Origin of the sequence: Bradyrhizobium ivorense (assembly GCF_900696085.1) — a bacterium.
Lineage (GTDB): Bacteria > Pseudomonadota > Alphaproteobacteria > Rhizobiales > Xanthobacteraceae > Bradyrhizobium > Bradyrhizobium ivorense.
In genome coordinates, this window is the sequence record NZ_CAADFC020000033.1 from 426,072 (window position 1) to 446,050 (window position 19,979).

18 protein-coding genes are annotated in these 19,979 nt (G+C 66.1%); 8 read left to right on the forward strand and 10 right to left on the reverse strand.

Annotation, left to right across the window (positions count from 1 at the left end):
- Nucleotides 1-185 precede the first annotated feature (185 nt).
- The 7 genes from CI41S_RS40455 to CI41S_RS40485 all read right to left on the reverse strand — a co-directional run bounded on the left by CI41S_RS40455 (nt 186) and on the right by CI41S_RS40485 (nt 6,860).
- Nucleotides 186-1,130 (reverse strand): DUF1932 domain-containing protein, encoded by a 945-nt coding sequence (locus CI41S_RS40455; protein ID WP_139864539.1) that lies wholly within the window; start codon nt 1,128-1,130, stop codon nt 186-188.
- A 51-nt stretch (nt 1,131-1,181) separates the two neighbouring features.
- The gene (locus CI41S_RS40460) at nt 1,182-1,910 is read right to left on the reverse strand and encodes a TetR/AcrR family transcriptional regulator (protein WP_139864540.1); all 729 of its coding nucleotides are present in this window, start codon (nt 1,908-1,910) and stop codon (nt 1,182-1,184) included.
- 46 nt (nt 1,911-1,956) lie between these two features.
- The gene (locus tag CI41S_RS40465; protein ID WP_139864744.1) at nt 1,957-2,835 is read right to left on the reverse strand and encodes an SMP-30/gluconolactonase/LRE family protein; all 879 of its coding nucleotides are present in this window, start codon (nt 2,833-2,835) and stop codon (nt 1,957-1,959) included.
- 23 nt (nt 2,836-2,858) lie between these two features.
- Nucleotides 2,859-3,938: an aldose epimerase family protein gene (locus tag CI41S_RS40470; protein ID WP_139864541.1), complete on the reverse strand. Its 1,080-nt coding sequence runs from the start codon at nt 3,936-3,938 to the stop codon at nt 2,859-2,861.
- A gap of 2 nt (nt 3,939-3,940) precedes the next feature.
- A complete protein-coding gene (locus tag CI41S_RS40475; protein WP_139864542.1) occupies nt 3,941-4,870 on the reverse strand; it encodes a Gfo/Idh/MocA family protein in 930 nt (309 codons plus the stop codon).
- A 7-nt stretch (nt 4,871-4,877) separates the two neighbouring features.
- Nucleotides 4,878-5,636, reverse strand: a complete 759-nt coding sequence (locus CI41S_RS40480; protein ID WP_139864543.1) for a FadR/GntR family transcriptional regulator — start codon at nt 5,634-5,636, stop codon at nt 4,878-4,880.
- A 198-nt stretch (nt 5,637-5,834) separates the two neighbouring features.
- Entirely contained in the window at nt 5,835-6,860 is a 1,026-nt protein-coding gene (locus CI41S_RS40485) for a histone deacetylase family protein (protein WP_139864544.1), read from the reverse strand.
- 130 nt (nt 6,861-6,990) lie between these two features.
- Between CI41S_RS40485 and CI41S_RS40490 the strand changes: the two genes are divergently transcribed.
- Entirely contained in the window at nt 6,991-7,602 is a 612-nt protein-coding gene (locus tag CI41S_RS40490) for a TetR/AcrR family transcriptional regulator (RefSeq protein ID WP_139864545.1), read from the forward strand.
- A gap of 23 nt (nt 7,603-7,625) precedes the next feature.
- On the opposite strand, the gene CI41S_RS40495 is transcribed toward CI41S_RS40490, so the two are convergent.
- Both CI41S_RS40495 and CI41S_RS40500 read right to left on the reverse strand, forming a co-directional pair.
- On the reverse strand, nt 7,626-8,573 hold the full coding sequence (locus tag CI41S_RS40495; RefSeq protein ID WP_139864546.1) for a fatty acid desaturase: 948 nt from the start codon (nt 8,571-8,573) through the stop codon (nt 7,626-7,628).
- Between the two features lie 14 nt (nt 8,574-8,587).
- Complete coding sequence (locus CI41S_RS40500; protein WP_139864547.1) at nt 8,588-9,619, reverse strand: alpha/beta fold hydrolase; 1,032 nt, start codon at nt 9,617-9,619, stop codon at nt 8,588-8,590.
- A gap of 199 nt (nt 9,620-9,818) precedes the next feature.
- On the opposite strand from CI41S_RS40500, the gene CI41S_RS40505 reads away from it, so the two are divergent.
- The 6 genes from CI41S_RS40505 to garD all read left to right on the forward strand — a co-directional run bounded on the left by CI41S_RS40505 (nt 9,819) and on the right by garD (nt 17,986).
- Nucleotides 9,819-11,156: an MFS transporter gene (locus CI41S_RS40505; protein ID WP_139864548.1), complete on the forward strand. Its 1,338-nt coding sequence runs from the start codon at nt 9,819-9,821 to the stop codon at nt 11,154-11,156.
- A gap of 322 nt (nt 11,157-11,478) precedes the next feature.
- Nucleotides 11,479-12,384, forward strand: a complete 906-nt coding sequence (locus tag CI41S_RS40510; RefSeq protein ID WP_139864745.1) for a LysR family transcriptional regulator — start codon at nt 11,479-11,481, stop codon at nt 12,382-12,384.
- Between the two features lie 147 nt (nt 12,385-12,531).
- A complete protein-coding gene (gene kdgD, locus CI41S_RS40515) occupies nt 12,532-13,473 on the forward strand; it encodes a 5-dehydro-4-deoxyglucarate dehydratase (protein WP_139864549.1) in 942 nt (313 codons plus the stop codon).
- A 36-nt stretch (nt 13,474-13,509) separates the two neighbouring features.
- Nucleotides 13,510-14,865, forward strand: a complete 1,356-nt coding sequence (gene gudD / locus CI41S_RS40520; RefSeq protein ID WP_139864550.1) for a glucarate dehydratase — start codon at nt 13,510-13,512, stop codon at nt 14,863-14,865.
- A 23-nt stretch (nt 14,866-14,888) separates the two neighbouring features.
- On the forward strand, nt 14,889-16,337 hold the full coding sequence (locus CI41S_RS40525) for an aldehyde dehydrogenase family protein (protein ID WP_139864551.1): 1,449 nt from the start codon (nt 14,889-14,891) through the stop codon (nt 16,335-16,337).
- 107 nt (nt 16,338-16,444) lie between these two features.
- Nucleotides 16,445-17,986, forward strand: coding sequence for a galactarate dehydratase (gene garD, locus CI41S_RS40530; RefSeq protein ID WP_139864552.1), 1,542 nt, complete (start codon nt 16,445-16,447; stop codon nt 17,984-17,986).
- 60 nt (nt 17,987-18,046) lie between these two features.
- On the opposite strand, the gene CI41S_RS40535 is transcribed toward garD, so the two are convergent.
- Nucleotides 18,047-19,552 carry a CYTH and CHAD domain-containing protein gene (locus CI41S_RS40535; protein ID WP_139864553.1) on the reverse strand — a complete coding sequence of 502 codons (1,506 nt, stop codon included), beginning with the start codon at nt 19,550-19,552 and terminating at the stop codon, nt 18,047-18,049.
- A 209-nt stretch (nt 19,553-19,761) separates the two neighbouring features.
- Between CI41S_RS40535 and CI41S_RS43960 the strand changes: the two genes are divergently transcribed.
- Nucleotides 19,762-19,938, forward strand: a complete 177-nt coding sequence (locus CI41S_RS43960; protein WP_172627116.1) for a hypothetical protein — start codon at nt 19,762-19,764, stop codon at nt 19,936-19,938.
- Nucleotides 19,939-19,979: the final 41 nt, after the last annotated feature.

Genomic DNA, 19,979 nt, shown 5'->3' on the forward strand with positions numbered 1-19,979 from the left:
CTCCCGCTTGCGGGGGAGGTCGCATTGCATTGAAGATGCAATGCGGGTGGGGGCTCTCTCCACATTGCGACTCGCGGAGAGAGCCCCCACCCCACCCTCCCCCGCAAGCGCGAGAGGGAGCCCACGGCCTTCGCGATGACTGTTCAACCTGATCTCATCCTGCTCTAAGACATCGTCGAAGGTGGTCACGCTGTCGCCTTGCGTGACCCCGAACTGCGCCGCGCCAAAATCCGGTCGGCCTCGGTGCGCCAGTCCCCGCTGCGGGCGAATTCGGGCGATCCCTTGATCCCGAACACGCCCTCGTCGGCGAGGTCGGCGACCCAGGCCCGGCGTTCCGCCGTGCCCGATGCCGACCATGGCGTCAGCCCGGCCTCGCGCACGGTCTCCGCCACCTCGCGCACCTCGTCGGCCCGCCGCCGTCCGTGCTCGATCACGCGCTGGAAGAAATAGGCACCCTGCTTCTCCCAGTCGATGGCGGGAAAGGTCTCCTTCAGCGAGGCGAGCACCGCATCCTCGACGCCATAGGCGCGCGCGGTCGTAAAACTCTCGATCACCATGGCCTCGAGGCCCTTGATCATGATGCTGCGGCACATCTTGACTGCCGAGGACACGCCGAGCTCGTCGCTCGCGACCTTGGCCGCAAAGCCGAGCGTCACCAGCAGCGGCGCCAGCTCGCGCGCGCCGCTGCCGCCGAGCAACAGCGGCACCTTGATGCGGTACGGCGGCACCGAGGTCATCACCGCGCCCTCGACATAGCGCCCGCCGGCGCCGTCGATAAGAGCTGCGGCGCGCTGCTTGGCGCCGGGCGACGCCGAGTTGAAATCCAGGAACCAGGTGTCCTTCCGGATCGCCGGCGCGCAGGCCTCGGCGACCGCCACCGCCTGGCTCGCCGTCACCGCCGAGACGATGAAGTCGGCGCCGGCTGCCAGCTCGGCATGCGACCGCATCAGCTCGACCCCGATGCGAGCGGCGTGCTCGCGCAGCGACGCGCCCTGCTCGCGGTCGAGCTTGATGTCGTAGGCGGCGACCTTGATATCCTGCTTGCGCAAATCCTCCGCGAGGATGCGGCCGACCTCGCCATAGCCGAGCAGGCCGATCTGCCACCGCCGTGGATCGCTGGAGACTGTCATCAGTTCAAATCCCGTGTTGTATCGTCGAACAGTCGTCGACCGAAGACCAGGTCAGCGTTCGCCCTTGGCGGTGGCGAGCGCCTTGCGCCGCGCGGGTGTCGCCTGATCGAGCGGCGCGGCCTGCAGCGAGGCAGCGGTGGCGCGCACCAGCTGCTCGATGGCGTGGCCGGCATCGGCGCCGTCGGCACTGCCGCGCGACAGGCGCGAGACGCGCTCCGGCGTCACCAGCGAATAATACAGCGCGCCGAGCAGGAAGTGGCTGCGCCAGACGATGTCGGTGCGCGGGATGTGCGGCAGGCTCTCATGGATCGCATCGATGAAGGCGTGGCTGGTGTCGTCAAAAGTCTGCGCGATGATCTTGCGCACCACCTCATTGCCCTCGGCCGACATGATGGCGCGCAGCCGCGTAAACCGCGTGCCGCCGCCGGCGAGGTCGCTGCCCGAAGTGAACGCGGGCAGCACATAGGCGCGCACGATCGCCTCCAGCCGGTCCTGCAGGTCGCGCACCCGCCGCGCGGCCGCCAGCAATTCGGAACGCCGCCGGTTCATCGGCCCGCAATGGCGGCGATAGATTTCCAGCAGCAGGCCGTCCTTGGTCTTGAAATGATAGGTCACGCTGCCGGGATTGGCGCCGGCGGCCTGCGCGATGTCGCGCACCGATACCGCATTGAAGCCGTAGGTCGAGAACAATTCCTCCGCCGCGGCGAGGATCGCCTCCCGCATGTTCGGCTTGCGTGTGCTCGCGGCCTTGACGTCGGCTTTGGCGGCTTTGCGGACCATATTTGTACTATCGTACAAACGATCAGGTCGCGTCAACAAGACGGCGTCAGGCGAGCCTGACGTCCGGCTCGGCGCGACCGCGTGCGCTCGCCTCGAGCAGAAACGTCTTGCCGTGCTCGGGATCTGCGGCGCGCTGCGCCGCGTCCATGTCCTGCCAGGCCGAGGTCACCAGCAGGCGCGAGAAATCGCGGCCGACGAACGCCGGGCAGCTCGATTGCCTTGCCGGCACCTGCAGCGAGCGCAGGCGGCGGCCCGCGGGATCGTAGACATCGACGCAGCCGCCGCCCCAGCGCGCGTTCCAGATCAGCCCGTCGGCATCGACCACCGCGCCGTCGATCCCGCCCGTGCCTTCATGCCGGATCAACACGGCGGGCTCGCCGGCCGGCAATCCGGTCGACGCATCGAGCGGCACGCGGTACAGCAGGTTGGTCGCGGTATCGGCGAAATAGCCGATGTCGCCGGCGGGCGAAAAGCAGATCGCGTTCGGGATGGTGATGTCGGGGTAAAGCCGCGTGATGCGGCCACGGTGCAGCGCATAGATCGCGCCGGCCGCTTTCTCCGCGCGCTTCCCCATGGTGCCGAGCCAGAACGTGCCCGACGGATGCACCCGCGCGTCATTGGAGCGCGTCAGAGCATTGTCGGCCTCGAGCGCGGCGAACAATTCCATGCGGCCGCCGGCGATCTGCCGGATGTAAAGCCCGTCCTCGGTGAGGATCAGCTGCCGCGCATCGTCGATCCGCGCCAGCGCGCTCGCCATCTTCGGCAATTCGTGGATGACCGTGCGTCCGTCGGCAAAGCGATGCTCGAACAGACGGCGCTCGCGGATGTCGAACCACCAGGCCGTGTCGGTCGTGGCATCGTAGGTGGGTCCCTCGCCGAGATGGCAGCGTTCGGCCGACAGCACCGACGTCGGCACGTCTTCCATCAAGGCATCGGCGCCGTGGTCTGTCATGTCGATGCTCCATCCGTTGCGAAACGATAGACGATCGTGCGCCGGTAGGTCTGCCCGGGATCGAGCCGAGCCGACGGAAAATCCGGCCGGTTCGGCGTATCCGGCCAGGCATGCGGCTCCAGACATAGCGCATCCGATTGGCGGTACAGAAGCCCGCCCTTGCCGGCCGTCGAGCCGTCGAGGAAATTGCCGGAATAGAACTGCAGCCCGGGCTGATCGGTGAACAGCTCCATCACCCTTCCGCTGCGCGGCGCCTCGAGCCGGGCGGCGAAACGCAGGCCGGTGCCTGGAGCCAGGCAGAAATTGTGATCGTAGCCGCGCCCGAGCCGGAGTTGCTCGTCGTTCATCCTGATCCGCGCACCGATCGCGGTGGGCTCGCGGAAATCGAACGGCGTGCCGTCGACCGGCCGCGGCGGTTCCGGCAACGGTATAGCCGTCGCGTCGACGGCCAGGAAATGATCCGATGCGATGGTCAGCCGGTGATCGAGGATCTGGGTGCCGGCGCGGGCGCCGTCGAGATTGAAGAAGCTGTGGTTGGTGAGGTTGAGCACGGTCGGGCGATCGGTGGTCGCCTCGTAGGTCACCGACAGCTCGGTAGCGTTGCGCACGCAATAGGTGACGCGGGCTTGCAGATTGCCGGGATAGCCCTCCTCGCCATGCGGGCTCTCGCGCTCCAGCACCAGCGTCGGCTCCGGATGGTCGGTGAGCGCGGCGATCCGCCAAAGCTTCCGATCGAACCCCTGCAGCCCGCCATGCAAGCCGTTGGGGCCGTTGTTGGCGTCGAGCGTGACGGGCGTCCCGTCGAGGACAAAACGCGCGCCGGCGATCCGGTTGGCGTAGCGCCCGATCGTCGCGCCGAAGAATTTTCGTTGCGCGAGATAGCCGTCGAACCCGTCATGGCCGAGCACGATGTCGTCGCAATGCCCGTTGCGATCCGGCGTCAGCAGCGCCTGCAGCGCGGCGCCGAAGGAAAGGATCGCGGCCTCGAAGCCGTCGGCGCCGCGCAGCGTCACGCGCTCGACCAGGGTGCCGTCAGGCAGCTTGCCAAAGGGCGCGCGATCGATCGTGGCACTCATGGTCAGTCCTCAAACGCCTCGACGACGTGCCGCCGCCCGAGCATAAAACTGTCGGCGACGAGCTGCAGCGGCGCCAGGTCGACGTCGGATCTGCCGTCGGCCGTCAGCGCGAGAAAGTGACGATAGAGCGCGGGATACTCCTCCTTCTCGGCGTCGACGATCAGCCGGCCGCCATCGCGCAATTGCCTGCCGCCCTTCAGCAGCGCCACGGGTCCGGTATCGGTCTCGCAATGGATCTCCCAGGTCTGCGGGCCGGTCTGGCGGAAATCGAACGCGGCATGAACCGGCAGGCCGTTTTGATCGGAGAGTTCGAGCTCCGCCGCAATCGGCGCCGCGCGATTGGACGGAAATATCAGCTCCGCGCTTTTGGCAAACACCGGCTCGCAGAGGATCCGCGTCAGGATCGACAGCGCGTTGATGCCGGGATCGAACACGCCAAAGCCGCCGGGCTCGAAGATCCAGGCCTGCCCGGGATGCCAGACCCGCACGTCCTCCTTCCAGGTGATCGCCACTTTGGTGATGTTGCGGCCGGCCAGCAGGGTCCGCGCCGGCTCGACCGCGGGCGCGAACCGCGAATGCCAGCTTGCGAACAACGTCCGTCCCGCTGCGTGCGCGGCCGCAACCAGCGGCGCGAGCTCGCTGACGGCGGTGCCCGGCGGCTTCTCCAGCAGCACATGCTTGCGCGCGGCGAGCGCGGCGGCGGCCTGCTCGCGACGCAGCTGCGGCGGCGCGCAGAGCGCGACCGCGTCGATCTCCGGACCGTCGCGCAGCAGCGCCTGCAGATCGCGGAAATGCGGCAGGTCCGGCGACGATCGGACGGGATCGGCCACCGCGACCAGCGCAGCGCGTGACGTCCTGGCGATCGCCGGCATATGCTGGCGGCGCGCGATCTCGCCGAACCCGACGATGGCGATACGTAGCGGTTCTGTCACTGCGGACTCATGTCTTGGATTTGCCGTCGTACAAGGCGGGATCGACCACCGCCGCGCCGTGGCGGCGGATGCCGTGGAAGATGGCTCCGGTCATCGCGGCGGCGGCATCGGCGGCACGACCGTCGGCGATCGCATCGACGATGCGCTGGTGCCAGTTCAGCACCGTCTCGCGGTCGGCCGGATCGACCGGCGCGCTGACGACGAAGGATGCGCGCAGCGCGGCCTCGATCACGCCGTCGACCGAGCGCATGAACGGATTGCCCGACGCGTTGGCGACCGCGATATGCAGCGCCAGATCGCCGTCAGTGAAGGCATCGGAATCCGACGGCTCGCGGCGCATGATCTCGACGCAGCGGCGCAGCTCGGCGATGTCCGCGTCGGTGCGGCGCAACGCGGCCAGCGCCGCCGTGCGCGGCTCGATCGCAAGCCGGATCTCGGCGAGATCGCCGAGGAACTGCTTGTCGATGCCGACGTCGAGATGCCAGGCCAGCACGTCGGCATCGAACATGTTCCAGGCATTGCGCCCGCGCACCACGGTGCCCACCCGCGCCTTGGTGGTGAGCAGGCCCTTGGCCACCAGCGTCTTGATACTTTCCCGCAGTACCGGGCGCGACACGCCAAAGCTCGACGTCAGTTCGGCATCGCCCGGCAGCCGCGCGCCCTCGGCATAGCGGCCGGCGATGATGTCGATGCCGATGCTGCGCGCCACCTCGGCGTGGTTGGAATGCGCACGCCGCGCCGGAATGATCACGAGACCGGAAGTCATCGATCGATCGGCTGCCCCTGATCGGCTCATGCCGCAAGGATGACCACAAGTCGGCGCCAATTCCTAGTCATATAATCTTACTTTTGGTGGCGCCCGGGCTACTTTGCATGGGGTTGTTTTCGCTGGTTTGGCCGCGCCCCCCCTGCGATGACCCGCAAGCGGGAGGGGAGCAGCCAAATTCATCGCCAGATCACCGTGTCAGCGCGCGGCCTCGAACCCGCCGAGCACGGCGGTCAGGTTGGCGCCGAGGATATCGGAGAGATAGCCGCCCTCCTGCACCAGCACGGTCGGCAAGCCGATCCGGGCGAGCCGCTCGCCGATACGGCGAAAACCGTCGGTGGTGACGGCAAGGCCCGCCAGCGGATCCTTTTCCGAGGCATCGAGGCCGAGCGCGACCACCAACGCCGTCGGCGCAAAGGCGCGGATCGCCCTCTCCGCCGTTGCCAGCGCCTTGATGTAATCGTCGTCGCCGGTGCCTCTGGCGAGGGGAATGTTGAGATTGGTGCCGAGACCGGCGCCGGCACCGCGCTCATGCGCATAACCCCAGACGAAGGGATAGAAGAATGACGGATCGGCGTGGATCGAAACGGTGAACACGTCCGGCCGCTCGTAGAAGATGCCTTGCGTGCCGTTGCCGTGGTGCACGTCGACGTCGAGGATCGCGACGCGCTCGTGCCGCTGGCGCAGATGCTCGGCGGCGATCGCGCTGTTGTTGAGGAAGCAGAAGCCGCCGGCGAGATCGCGATAGGCGTGATGGCCGGGCGGACGGCACAGCGCATACACCGCGTCCTCGCCATCGAGCACCATTTGCGCCGCGCTCACCGCGACATCGCTCGACGCGCAGGCGCCGGCCCAGGTGCCGGGACCGATCGGCGCGGCAGTGTCGACCGTGTGCCACCCCAGCTTGCCGACGATATGCGTCGGATAGGTGCCGGCGTTGCGCACCGGATGCATGTTGGCGATCATCTCCGGCCCGGCATCGCCGAGCGCGGTCCAGGCGTCCCAGGCTTCGGCGAGAAAGCTCAGATATTCCGGGCTGTGCACGCGCGCCCGCGGCCCCTGCCCGAATGTCGTCGGCTCGACCAGCGTGTGCTTGCCGGCCTTCAGCCCCGCCAGCAGGCGGTCGGCGCGCTCCGGCTGCTCGGTGGTGCGCTGGACCACACCGCGGACCAGGAAGAATTGCGGATCATGGCTGCGGTGCAGATCACTGTAGACGGCCTTCACGGGACACTCCTGCTCAATCGGTAGCGTTGTAGACTATCAGCGGCAACGATGATCCGAAACACCGCCTCGATTTCATGCTATGCCCGCATGCACGGCAGTGATTCAAACATGCAGGGGACGAATTCCGGCGATGGCGCGCAGCAAGGCGGAGACCGAGGATGCGACGACCGCGCGGCGTGGCCGGCCGCGCTCCGCCGCGACCACGGCCGCGATCCTGCAGAGCGCCTACGCGCTGATGGCGAGCACCGGCCTTGCCGCCACCACCATCGATGCGATCGCAAAACACTCCAACGTCTCGAAGATGACGATCTACAAATGGTGGCCGTCGCGCGAGGCCTTGCTGATCGATGCCTTCCTCGACCAGGCCTCGCGCGCCGTGCCGCTGCCTGATACGGGCAACCCGGTGGCCCGGATCCGCCGCCATGTTGGCACCTATGTCGAGGCATTGCAGGGCGAGTTCGGACGGGTGCAGCTCGCGGTGATCTCGGAATGCATCTCCAGGACCGGATCGGCGGAGCTGTTCTACGAGCGCTACCTCGGGCTGCGCCGCACCAAAATGCTGGAGATCATCGCCGCCGGCCAGAAGGACGGCAGCATCGGTGCGCCCGGCGTCCCCGGCGATATCTATGACGCGATCTACGGCAGCCTGTTCTATCGCTATGTGTTCGGCATCGGGCCGTTGACGCCGGCCTATGCGCGCAATCTCGTCAATCTGGTGCTGCGGCCGCGCGCGGACGCGTGATCGCGGGCTCTCTTGCTCGAACATCAAGTAGTCTGCCGCTGGCGGCGAAACCAGGCCCAGGTCTCGCGCGTCACGGCGCGATAGTTGCGGCCGCGATACACGATGTGGCCATCGACGATGGCGTTCAGCTTCGGCAGCGCATGAAACGGCACCGTCGGATAGGCATGGTGCTCGACATGGTAGGGCATATTCCAGGCGAACCACTTCATGACCCTGCCGGTCATCGTGGTGCGGGTGTTCTCGAACGCGCTCCGCGTCCGCTCGCACCCGGTGTGCTCGGCATAGAGATACGGACGCAGGATGAGCTGGCCGGCCAGCAGTGGCACGATCCACACCCAGAGCAGGATCGCGCTGTGCAGCACCAGCGACGCCGCCAGGAGCAGCAGATAGCCCGCAAGATAGAGCCTTGCTTCCAGCACGATCGATCCGCGCTTGGCTTGCGGAATCCACGGCACGATCACCTGTCCGGTGATCGCATGCCGCAGCATCAGCCGGATGCGGACCAGCACCTGCAACAGCCCCGAATAGGCGATCGCGAGCTGCGTATCCGATTTTGGCTTGGGGCCGACAATCAGCTCCGGATCCTTCTCGGGATCCTGAGTGTAGCGATGATGGTCCCAGTGGAACAGGCGGTAGTATTCATAAGGCAATCCGATCATGAACGCGGAGAGATTGCCGACGGCGAGATTGAGCGCATGGCTGCGGAACGCCGTCTTGTGCGCGGTCTCATGCACCACCATGAACAGGAACGCGACGAAATAGCCCTGCACGGCGATCAGCGGCACGGCCCACGCCAGGCCGTAGCGCGACGCGACCAGCCAGATCAGTGCGCCGACGATCGCGATCATACCGTAGTGGCTCGCCGCGCGCACCGCGCCTGAAAAGTTCGACTTGACCGACAAATCGCGCACATCAGCGGCGCTCAGCGGCTTCAGGCGAGGTCCGCCGTCATGGGTCTCTGCGATGCTCATGATCGTCCCATCGGTCAGCGTTGCAGGAGCGCCGAGATCTCGGCGTTGATGAAGGCGCGGTCCGCGGCGTTGTTGACCGGATTGCCGGCGCGGTGGCCGTGGATCGATGGGATCGCGTGCAACGCAGCCGAGCGCGCATTGACCAGGCGGCCGAGCTCGTCCTCGTTGTTGCGCATGTCGAAGTAGCGGTCGGTACGCCCGGGCATCAGCAGCATATGCGCGCTGATCGCTGCGAGCGCGCGATCGAAGTCGCCGCCGAATTCATCGCAGCGGCTGATGTCGCCAGCTTGCCAGATCGCAATCTGCGCCAGCAGGTCGTTGGCATCGCGCCGCGCGAACGTCGTGTCCCACGAGCCGGCGAGGTAGTCCTCGAGAGATGTGAACCCAGCCTCGCGCCAGACTTCCTCGCGATAGAACTCGTGCGACATCGCCCAGCCGGCATAGACGCGCCCCATCGCGCGAAAGCCCGCCGTCGGCTTGGCGACGAAGCGGCCATCTCGATAGGCGGGATCGGCGGTCAGCGCTGATTTCACGCCTTCGAGGAACACATGGTTGTACGGCGAGCATCGCGCGCTGCCGCAGACCACCGCCGCGCGCTCGACCATCTCGGGGTGGCGCGCGGCCCAATGATAGGCCTGCATGCCGCCCATCGACCAGCCATAGACCAGCGCGAGCTTGGTCACGCCGAACCGCTCGACCAGCAGCCGCCGCTGAACGGCAACGCCGTCGTAATAGCTGAAGGCGGGAAACCGCGCCGCGCCCAGCATGTCGCGCGAATTCGACGGCGAGGATGACAGGCCGTTGCTGAACTGGTTCGCGATGACGATGAAGTAGCGGTCGGGATCGAGCGCCCCACCCCTCTGCACCAGCCATTCGATGTCGGCATGCTGGGCGGAGAAGGACGTCGGATACAGGATGACGTTGTCCTTGGCCGCGTTCAGCGTGCCAAACGTCTTGTACGCCAGTTTGAGCCGCGGGAACACGGCGCCGCCCTGCAGCGTGACGTCACCGGCTTCGAAGATCTCGTAATCGCGTGGCGCGGTCATTGCCGATCGCCTCCGGTCAGGCTGCCCGCGCGGCGGTTGCGCGCTTAATAACTGTACTATTAGTACATTATTTGTCAACGGTGACATGACACCGGGCCGATCAATTCAAAACCGGTATGGATCGATACCCGTTTGGGCTTGGACCCATTGCCGTCAACTCTCTAGGAGAGCCCTCGAGGAAATTTTCGAGGAGGCGCTAATGAGCGCAATTGCAACAGCTGCGGATACGCGGCGATCCCGCGTCCGACTTCTGATCGTGACGATGCTGTTTCTCGTCACCACCGTGAACTACGCCGATCGCGCCACGCTCTCGATTGCCGGCCCCGCCCTCTCCAAGGAACTGCAGCTCGACCCAATCGCGATGGGTTATGTGTTCTCGGCGTTCGGCTGGTCCTATGTGATCGCGCAGGTTCCCTGCGGCTGGCTGCTCGACCGTTTCGGCTCGAAATGGGTCTACGCGATCAGCATCATCGTCTGGTCGATCTTCACTGCGGTGCAGGGCCTAGTCGGCTTCCTGTCCGCGGGCGCCGCCGTGATCATGCTGTTCGCATTGCGCTTCCTGGTCGGCATCGCCGAGGCGCCGTCATTCCCGGCCAATGCCCGCATCGTCGCGTCCTGGTTCCCCGGCAATGAGCGCGGCACCGCGTCGGCCTTCTTCAATTCGGGGCAATATTTCGCGACCGTGATCTTCGCGCCGCTGATGGGCTGGATCGCGCACAGTTACGGCTGGCGCCACGTGTTCTACGTGATGGGCGGGCTCGGCATCGTGATGGGCATCGCCTGGATCAAGACGATCCACGAGCCGAAGGAGCATCCCGCGATCAACGAGGCCGAGTTCGACTACATCAAGCAGGGCGGCGCGCTGGTCGACATGGATGCGGCCAAGGGCGGCAAGACGCACCATGGCGGCCCGGGTTGGAACCATATCCGCCAGTTGCTCGCCAACCGCATGATGCTCGGCGTCTATATCGGCCAGTACTGCATCAACACGCTGACCTATTTCTTCCTGACCTGGTTTCCCGTCTATCTGGTGAAGGAGCGCGGGCTGTCGATCCTGCAGGCCGGCTTCGTCGCGACGCTGCCGGCGCTGTGCGGCTTCATCGGCGGCGTGCTCGGCGGCGTGATCTCGGACGCCATCCTGCGCCGCACCGGCTCGCTGACCATGGCGCGCAAGATCCCGATCGTCGGCGGCATGCTGCTGTCGATGTCGATCATCGCCTGCAACTATGTCGATGGCCAGGCGCTAGTGGTCGGCTTCATGGCGCTCGCCTTCTTCGGCAAGGGCATCGGCGCGCTCGGCTGGGCTGTCGTTTCCGACACCTCGCCGAAGGAAGCCGGCGGCGTCTCCGGCGGCCTGTTCAACACCTTCGGCAACCTGTCCTCGATCACGACGCCGATCATCATCGGCTACATCCTGGCCGCCACCGGCTCGTTCAACGGCGCGCTGGTGTTCGTCGGCGCCAACGCGCTGGTCGCGGCGATCGCCTACCTCTTCATCGTTGGCGAGATCAAGCGGGTGCAACTGAAGGCGGCATAAGGGAGTGATGGCTTCACCTCTCCCCGCCCTTCTGCGGGGAGAGGTCGAAATTCGCGAAGCGAATTTCGGGTGAGGGGCAAGGCAACACATCTCCGCAAAGACAGCCGCTCCGACTCGTTCGGATCGCGCGTGCAAATTGAGACAGTTATTGCGCGAAGAGAGCCCCTCACCCCAACTCTCTCCCCGTAAGAACGGTGAGAGGGGGTAGAAAACCAAACGGCGGCTGCGGCCGCCGTCTTCGTCTGTTTGCGTCCTTGGCCACTGGGAGGCATCGATGCTAGAACGCACAAAACCCCGCGCGATCCATTCCGGGCTTGCATCGATGTTCGACCTCAACCAGCTCCGCTGTTTCGTCACGGTGGCCGAGGAGCTGCATTTCGGCCGCGCCGCAGTGCGGCTCAACATGACGCAGCCGCCGCTGAGCCGGCAGATCCAGGTGCTCGAGCACATCATCGACGCGCCGCTCCTGGAACGCACCAGCCGCTCAGTGCGGCTGACGCCGGCGGGACGCAGCTTTCTGCCCGAGGCGCGGCGCATCCTCAAGCTTGCGGAATCCGCCTCGCAGGTCGCGCGCCGCATCGCGCTCGGCAAGACCGGCTCGCTCAAGATCGGCTTCACCGCGGCGGCCGCCTACGGCTTCCTGCCCGACCTGATCGCGGCCTGCCGCGTGCGGCTGCCGGAGGTCGATTTCTCGCTGAAGGAGATGGTGTCCGGCGACCAGTTCGAGGCGCTCGCCACCGGCCAGATCGATGCCGGCCTGCTGCGCCCGCCGGTGGCGCGGCCCGAGCTTGCGAGCCGGCGCGTCGTCGCCGAGCCGCTGCTCGCGGCGATCCCGAAGAAGCATCCGCTGGCGTCGGCTGAAACCGTCACGCTGAAGGACTTCGACGACCAGCCCTTCGTGATGTATTCGCCCTATGAAAGCCGCTACTTCCATGACCTGCTGGTGGCGCTGTTCACCCGCGCCGACGTGCTGCCGCGCTATGTCCAGCATCTCAGCCAGATCCACGCCATCCTCGCCATGGTGCGCGCCGGGCTCGGCGTCTCGATCGTGCCGGAAGCCGCCGCGAGCCTGAAGATCGCCGACGTCCGGCTGAAGCCGCTGAAGCTGCGCACGCCGGTGCCGGTCGAGCTGTTCATGGTGTGGCGGCGCGATCACGAGAACCAGCTGCTGCCGTCGCTGATCGAGATCGCCGGCGAAATCGCCGCGCCGCATCTGCGCGGCGATTGATGCCGATTCGGCATCGCTCGATACCGCGTTTGGCTTGGACGCGCATCGAACCGTTTCCTAAAAACGACGCCACGGACGCGCGCTCTCGCGCATCCGGTTCCCAGGAACTTTGCAAGAATTTTGCGAGAATTTTGAAGGAGTGGCGCCATGAGCAAGATGACCCCTCAGGAGATGGCCCGGAAAATCGGCGGCGGCCTCCTGTCGTTTCCCGTGACCCCGTTCAAGGCGGATTTTTCGTTCGACGAGGCGACTTACCGCGCGAACGTGGACTGGCTGTGCGGCTATGACGTCGCCGGCCTGTTCGCGGCCGGCGGCACCGGCGAGTTCTTCTCGCTGACGCCGACAGAGGTTCCGCAGATCGTGAAGGTCGCGGTCGACGAAACAAAAGCCCGCGTGCCCGTGCTCGCCGGCACCGGCTACGGCACCGCGATTGCGCGCGAGATTGCCATCGGTGCCGAGAAGGCCGGCGCCGACGGCCTGCTGCTGCTGCCGCCCTATCTCACGCATTCCGAGCAGGACGGCCTCGCTGCGCATGTCGAGGCAATCTGCGCCTCGGTGAAGATCGGCGTCATCGTCTACAACCGCGATAATGCGATCCTGCAGCCCGACACGCTGGCACGGCTGTGCGAGCGCTGCCCGAACCTCGTCGGCTACAAGGACGGTATCGGCGATATCGAACTGATGACCCGGGTCTACACCAAACTCGGCGACCGCCTGACCTATATCGGCGGGCTGCCCACGGCGGAAACCTTTGCGCTGCCCTATCTCGACATGGGCGTCACGACCTATTCATCGGCGGTGTTCAACTTCGTGCCGGAATTCGCCACGAACTTCTACGCCGCGGTGCGCCGGCGCGATCATCAGACCATCCATGCAGGCTTGAAGGATTTCATCCTGCCGCTGATCGCGATACGCAATCGCAAGAAGGGCTATGCGGTGTCGATCATCAAGGCCGGCATGAAGGTGATCGGCCGCGATTCCGGCCCGGTGCGCCCGCCGCTGACCGATCTCACCGAGCAGGAGATCGCCGAGCTCGCGGCGCTGGTGGCAAAGCTGCCGCAGGCGGCGGCGCAACAGGCGGCAGAATAGACCGCAAGGCGAAGAACGAGACAGAGGGAGGAGCAGATGATCCAGGATACGATCCGCGCCGGTTTTTCCGGCGCTCCCGTCGTCACGGCGATGGAGGTGATCCCGGTTGCCGGCCGCGACGGCATGCTCCTCAATCTGAGCGGCGCGCATGCGCCGTTCTTCACCCGCAACCTCGTCATCCTCACGGACAATTCCGGCCACACCGGCGTCGGCGAGGTGCCGGGCGGCGAGAAGATCCGCAAGACGCTGGAGGACGCCAGCGACCTCGTCGTCGGCCAGACCATCGGCGCGCTCAACAACATCCTGGCGTCGATGCGCGAGAAATTCGCCGACCGCGACGCCGGCGGCCGCGGCAAGCAAACCTTTGACCTCCGCGTCACCATCCATGCGGTGACCGCGGTGGAGTCAGCGCTGCTCGACCTGCTCGGCCAGCATCTCGCGCTCCCGGTCGCGGCGCTGCTCGGCGAGGGCCAGCAGCGCGCAAGCGTCGAGACGCTCGGCTATCTCTTTTTCGTCGGCGACCGCAGGAAGACCAGCCTTCCCTATGTCGAAGGCGAGACCGGCAAGCCCGACTGGTTCAATCTGCGTCACCAGGAGGCGATGACTTCGGAGGCGATCGTGCGCCTTGCCGAGGCCACCCAGGCGCATTACGGCTTTGCCGATTTCAAGCTCAAGGGCGGCGTGCTGCGCGGCGAACAGGAGATCGAGGCCGTCACGGCGATCGCAAAGCGCTTCCCGAACGCCCGCGTCACGCTCGATCCGAACGGTGCCTGGTCGCTCGACGAGGCGATCCGGCTCTGCAGCAACATGGGTGGCGTGCTCGCCTATGCCGAGGATCCCTGCGGCGCCGAGGCCGGCTTCTCCGGCCGCGAGATCATGGCCGAGTTCCGCCGCGCCACGGGGCTACCGACCGCAACCAACATGATCGCCACCGACTGGCGCCAGCTCAGCCACGCGCTGCGGCTGGGTGCCGTTGACATACCGCTTGCCGATCCGCATTTCTGGACCATGCAGGGCTCGGTGCGGGTGGCGCAGACCTGCCGCGACAACGGCCTGACCTGGGGCTCGCACTCCAACAACCACTTTGACATTTCACTGGCGATGTTCACCCATGTCGGCGCCGCCGCGCCCGGCAAGGTGACCGCGATCGACACCCACTGGATCTGGCAGGACGGCCAGGCGTTGACCAAGGAGCCGCTGCAGATCAAGGGCGGCAAGATCGCGATACCGGACCGGCCGGGCCTCGGCATCGAGATCGATCGCCCTGCCATCGAAGCCGCGAACGCGCTATACAAGCAGCATGGCCTCGGCGCCCGCGACGATGCGCTCGCCATGCAGTTCCTGATCCCGGGCTGGACCTTTGACGACAAGCGTCCCTGCCTCGTGCACTAACAACGAAAAGGTTGGAGAGAACCATGACCGCTCATCAGAAGAATTTTATCGCCGGCGAATGGATCGACGGATCAGGCATCACGCGGGACATTAACCCCTCCAACACCAACGACGTGGTCGGCGAATACGCCAAGGCCGACAAGGCGCAGACCGAAAAGGCGATCGCCGCCGCCAAGGCCGCCTTCCCGGCCTGGTCGCGCGCGACGCCGCAGGAGCGCTTTGACGCGCTGAACAAGATTTCGGTCGAGATCCTCGCCCGCAAGGAAGAGCTCGGCCGCCTGCTGGCGCGCGAGGAAGGCAAGACGCTCCCCGAGGGCATCGGCGAGGTCGCGCGCGCCGGGCAGATCTTTGCGTTCTTTGCCGGCGAGGCGCTGCGGCTGACCGGCGAGAAGGGCGCGTCGGTACGTCCCGGCCTCGAGGTCGAGATCACGCGCGAGCCGGTCGGCGTCGTCGGCATGATCACGCCATGGAACTTCCCGATCGCGATCCCGGCCTGGAAGATCGCGCCCGCGCTCTGCTACGGCAACACCGTGGTGTTCAAGCCGGCCGAATTGGTGCCGGGCTCCGCACATGCGCTGTCCGAGATCATCGCGCGCTCCGGGCTTCCCTCAGGCGTCTTCAATCTCGTGGTCGGCTCGGGCTCGGTGGTCGGCCAGACCCTGCTCGAGCATCCTGATGTCGCCGCGATCTCCTTCACCGGCTCGGTCGCGACCGGGCGCAAGATCGCGCAGGCCTGCGTGCTCTCGACGCCGATGAAGAAGTTCCAGCTCGAGATGGGCGGCAAGAACCCGCTGGTGGTGCTCGACGACGCCGACCTCAAGGTCGCGGTCGAGGTCGCGGTCAACGGCGCTTATTTCTCGACCGGCCAGCGCTGCACGGCGTCGTCGCGCCTGATCGTCACCGCAGGCATTCACGATCGCTTCGTCGCCGCGATGACCGAGCGGATGAAGGGTCTCTCGGTCGACGACGCCCTGAAGAGCGGCGTGCATGTCGGCCCCGTCGTCGACCAGAGCCAGCTCGACCAGGACCTCCGCTACATCAAGATCGGCCAGGACGAAGGCGCCCGCCTGCACTGGGGCGGCGAACTGCTCAACCGCGAGACGCCCGGCTTCTATCTGCAGCCCGCACTGTTCACCGAGACCACCAATTCGATGCGCATCGCGCGTGAGGAAATCTTCGGCCCGGTCGCCTGCGTGATCCGCGCCAAGGATTATGAGGAGGCGCTGGCGATCTCCAACGACACCGAGTTCGGCCTCGCCTCCGGCATCTGCACGACCAGCCTGAAATACGCCTCGCACTACAAGCGCAACAGCGAGTCCGGCATGGTGATGGTCAACCTGCCGACCGCCGGCGTGGATTACCACGTGCCGTTCGGCGGCCGCAAAGGCTCGAGCTACGGCGCGCGCGAACAGGGCGCCTATGCCCGCGAGTTCTACACCACGGTGAAGACGGCCTACACGTTCCCGGGTTGAGACCGTAGGGTGGGTTAGCCGAAGGCGTAACCCACCATATGACCACGACGCACAAACATGGTGGGTTACGCCTTCGGCTAACCCACCCTACAAATCCTGGAGTCCGCATGGACCAGTCGATCGGCGCCAAGGAGCAGCCCCGCTACATCAAGCTCAACGCGCGCGACAATGTCGCGATCGTGGTCAATGATTTCGGCCTGCCCGCCGGCTCGCGCTTCGCCTGCGGCCTGACCTTGCGCGCCTTCGTGCCGCAGAGCCACAAGACCGCGCTGGAAGGCATCGCCGAGGGCGCGCCGATCATCCGCTACGGCGAAGTGATCGGATATGCGCTATCGCCGATTCTGGCCGGCGAATGGGTCGACGAAGCGCGCATCCGCATGCCCGAGGCGCCGCCGCTCGATCAGCTCGAGATCGCAACCGCGGTGCCCCCCGCGCTGCCGCCGCTCGAAGGCTTTACCTTCGAGGGTTTTCGCAATCCCGATGGCTCGGTGGGAACAAAGAACATTCTCGGCATCTCCTCGTCCGTGCAATGCGTCAAGGGCACGATGGAATATGCGGTGAAGCGCATTCGCGCCGAGCTGCTGCCGAAATATCCCAATGTCGACGACGTGGTGCCGCTGACCCATGCCTATGGTTGCGGCGTCGCGATCTCGGCGCCCGACGCCGTGGTGCCGATCCGCACCTTGCAGAACCTCGCACTCAATCCGAATTTCGGCGGCGAGATTCTGGTCGTCGGGCTTGGCTGCGAAAAGCTGGCGCCCGAGCGGCTGGTGCCCGAGGGCGTGAGCGACGCCATCGTGCGGATGCAGGACGAGGCGTTCGACGGCTTTGGCGCCATCGTCGAGGCCATCATGACCCAGGCCGAGGCGCGGCTGAAGGTGCTCAACACCCGCAAGCGCGAGACCTGCCCGGCCTCCGATCTCGTGATCGGCCTGCAATGCGGCGGCAGCGATGCGTTCTCCGGCGTCACCGCCAATCCCGCGGTCGGCTTCGCCGCCGACCTGCTAGTGCAGTCGGGCGCGACCGTGATGTTCTCGGAAGTGACCGAGGTGCGCGATGCGATCCAACTTCTCACCCGCCGCGCCGTCAACGAGGAGGTCGGCCGCGCGCTGATCCGCGAAATGGCGTGGTACGACGCCTATCTCGCCCGCGGCGGCGCCGACCGCAGCGCCAACACCACGCCGGGCAACAAGAAGGGCGGGCTTGCCAACATCGTCGAGAAATCCCTCGGCTCGATCGTCAAGTCGGGCTCCGGCCCGATCGCCGGCGTGCTGGCGCCCGGCGAGAAGGCGCGGCAGAAGGGCATGCTGTTCGCCGCGACACCCGCCAGCGATTTCATCTGCGGCACGCTGCAACTCGCCTCCGGCATGACCTTGCAGGTGTTCACCACCGGCCGCGGCACGCCCTACGGCCTTGCGGCTGCGCCGGTGATCAAGGTCGCGACTCGCAGCGAGCTGGCGCGGCGCTGGAAGGATCTGATCGATTTCGACGCCGGCTGCATCGCGACCGGCGAGACGACCATCGAGGAAGCCGGCTGGGATCTGTTCCACCTGATCCTCGATGTCGCCAGCGGCAGGACGAAGCCGTGGTCGGACCGCTGGGGCATTCACAACGATCTCACGCTGTTCAACCCGGCGCCGGTGACTTAGGCCCCGACCGTCATTCCGGGGCAACGCGAAGCGTCGAACCCGGAATGACGAGCAATCCGCTCAGAACCGCTCCAGCCCGCGCACTTCCTTCGCGGCGATCTTGATCAGCGGCTTGACCGCCTGCTGCTCGCGGCCGAGCACCACGCCTGACGCAAAGGCGCGGGCGCGCTCCTTCTGATGCGGCGCCTTCAGCGCGGCATCGACCGCGAGCTTGCGATGCGCCGCGAAATCGTTGAGCGAGCCGAGCGCGTCCTGGACGCGCTTCAGGTGCTTTGACAGCCGCGCAAGCCGCTTCCGCTCGCGCTTGCCCGGAAACAGGCTTTCAAAGAAATCGACCGCATATCTGATCTTCTTGGCCCGGATCCGGACCTTGTGCCGCTCCTCGGCCGACAGGCGGTCGAGACGCCGGCCATCCCTGCGCAGCTTCCTGATCCGGCGATGCAGCACCGCGGCAGCGAACGCGTCGATCGGGCCGCCCTCGTCTTCCGCTGCGACCGTCTGCTTCGCTTCGATCCATTGCAGGGTGTCGATCAGCAAGGAGCGGTACCGCGACGAGCTCACCGCCTTCTTCGCGCGCGCAAAGGCGCGATCACGGCGCCCGGAAAATTCCCGCCTGATCGCGCCGCCACCACGCCGTAGCAGCGCATCATGCGAGGCCGGCTCGATGTCCTCCCTGACGAACACATCAAGTTCACGCGCGGGCGCAAGCTCGTTGGTCAACCACTTCAGCTCGCCCTTGATCTCTTCGGTGCTCGGCCCGGTCAATATCTTCGAGAACAGCGAGATCGCCGCACGCAGCCGGCGCAGGCCGACCCGCATCTGGTGAATGCCTTCAGCCTCGCCTTCGCGAACCGCATCGGCATTTGCCGAAAAGTGCCGGAACGCCGACCGCGCGATCACCCGAAACGCATCGCCGGCCGTCAGCCCGCGGCCCAGCACGATGCTTTCGGCCGAGACGGCGAGATGATCCGCATCGCCGCCAAGCTCGTATCCGTGCTCGGATTTCGAGCGCATGTCGAGCTCGGCGCCGGCCTTGCGTTCCAGTGCCCTCGCAACCCGAAACAGGTCGAGCGGCCGCCCGCTCTTCAGCTCAAGCTCGATCTCCTGAATGGGGTGCGAACGCTGTCCGGCCGTGGTATGGCCGCGATCGATGGCAAGCTCGATCGCGCTCCGCTTGGTGCGCAGCGGCACGGTGATGCGCCGCACCGATGTCTCGAAGACGGGCTTCAGCTTGTCGCGCAGCTTCCGGGATACCAGCCCGTCGAGCGGCGTGCCCTCTACCTTGCCGAGATCGGGCCCATCGCCGTCGAGCTCCCTCTCCCATTCGCCGCGGCCGAACTGCGTGCATTCGGCTGCCTTGATGGTCTGGACGCGCGTGTCGCCGTCCTGCCGCACCCGAAGCGTGATACCATGCCGCTTCAGCTTGTGCTTCGTGGTGTCGAAATAGGTCGAGACCAGCTCGCGCGCGGATGGCTCATGACTCCTGACGCCGGCAATCCGCGGCTTCGCCAGCATCTTCAGCTTGCTCGCGGGAACGCGGAACTTGAGTTCCGTCTCAATCGCCATGGTACCTCCGCGGCATTCATACCGCTCGATCCGACAACGCCGGCGGCGCGTTCACGGCGCAATCACGAAGCGGCCGGGGCAAATTGTCCACAGGCGCAATCGTGGAACTCGGTGAACGCGCGTTCACCACTGTGGCGAAATGATCACGTTCCGCGCGTTGAATAGCCTGAAATGATCTCCCACGTCCTCATTAACAAGGAGGACGTTTCATGAAACAGTCGCAGCATTTTCTCGACAATGCGGAAAACTGCGCCCAGCTCGCCGAGCACGCATCCGACGAACCGACCTGCAATCGCTACAAGCGGATGGAAGCAGCCTGGCGCGCGCTGGCGCGGGAGCAGGACTGGCTCGACGGCGAGAGCTCGCCGTCGGAACACGCAGCCTGAGACTTCAAGGGCGGCCCGAGCTGACGCTGAGATGCGTTCCG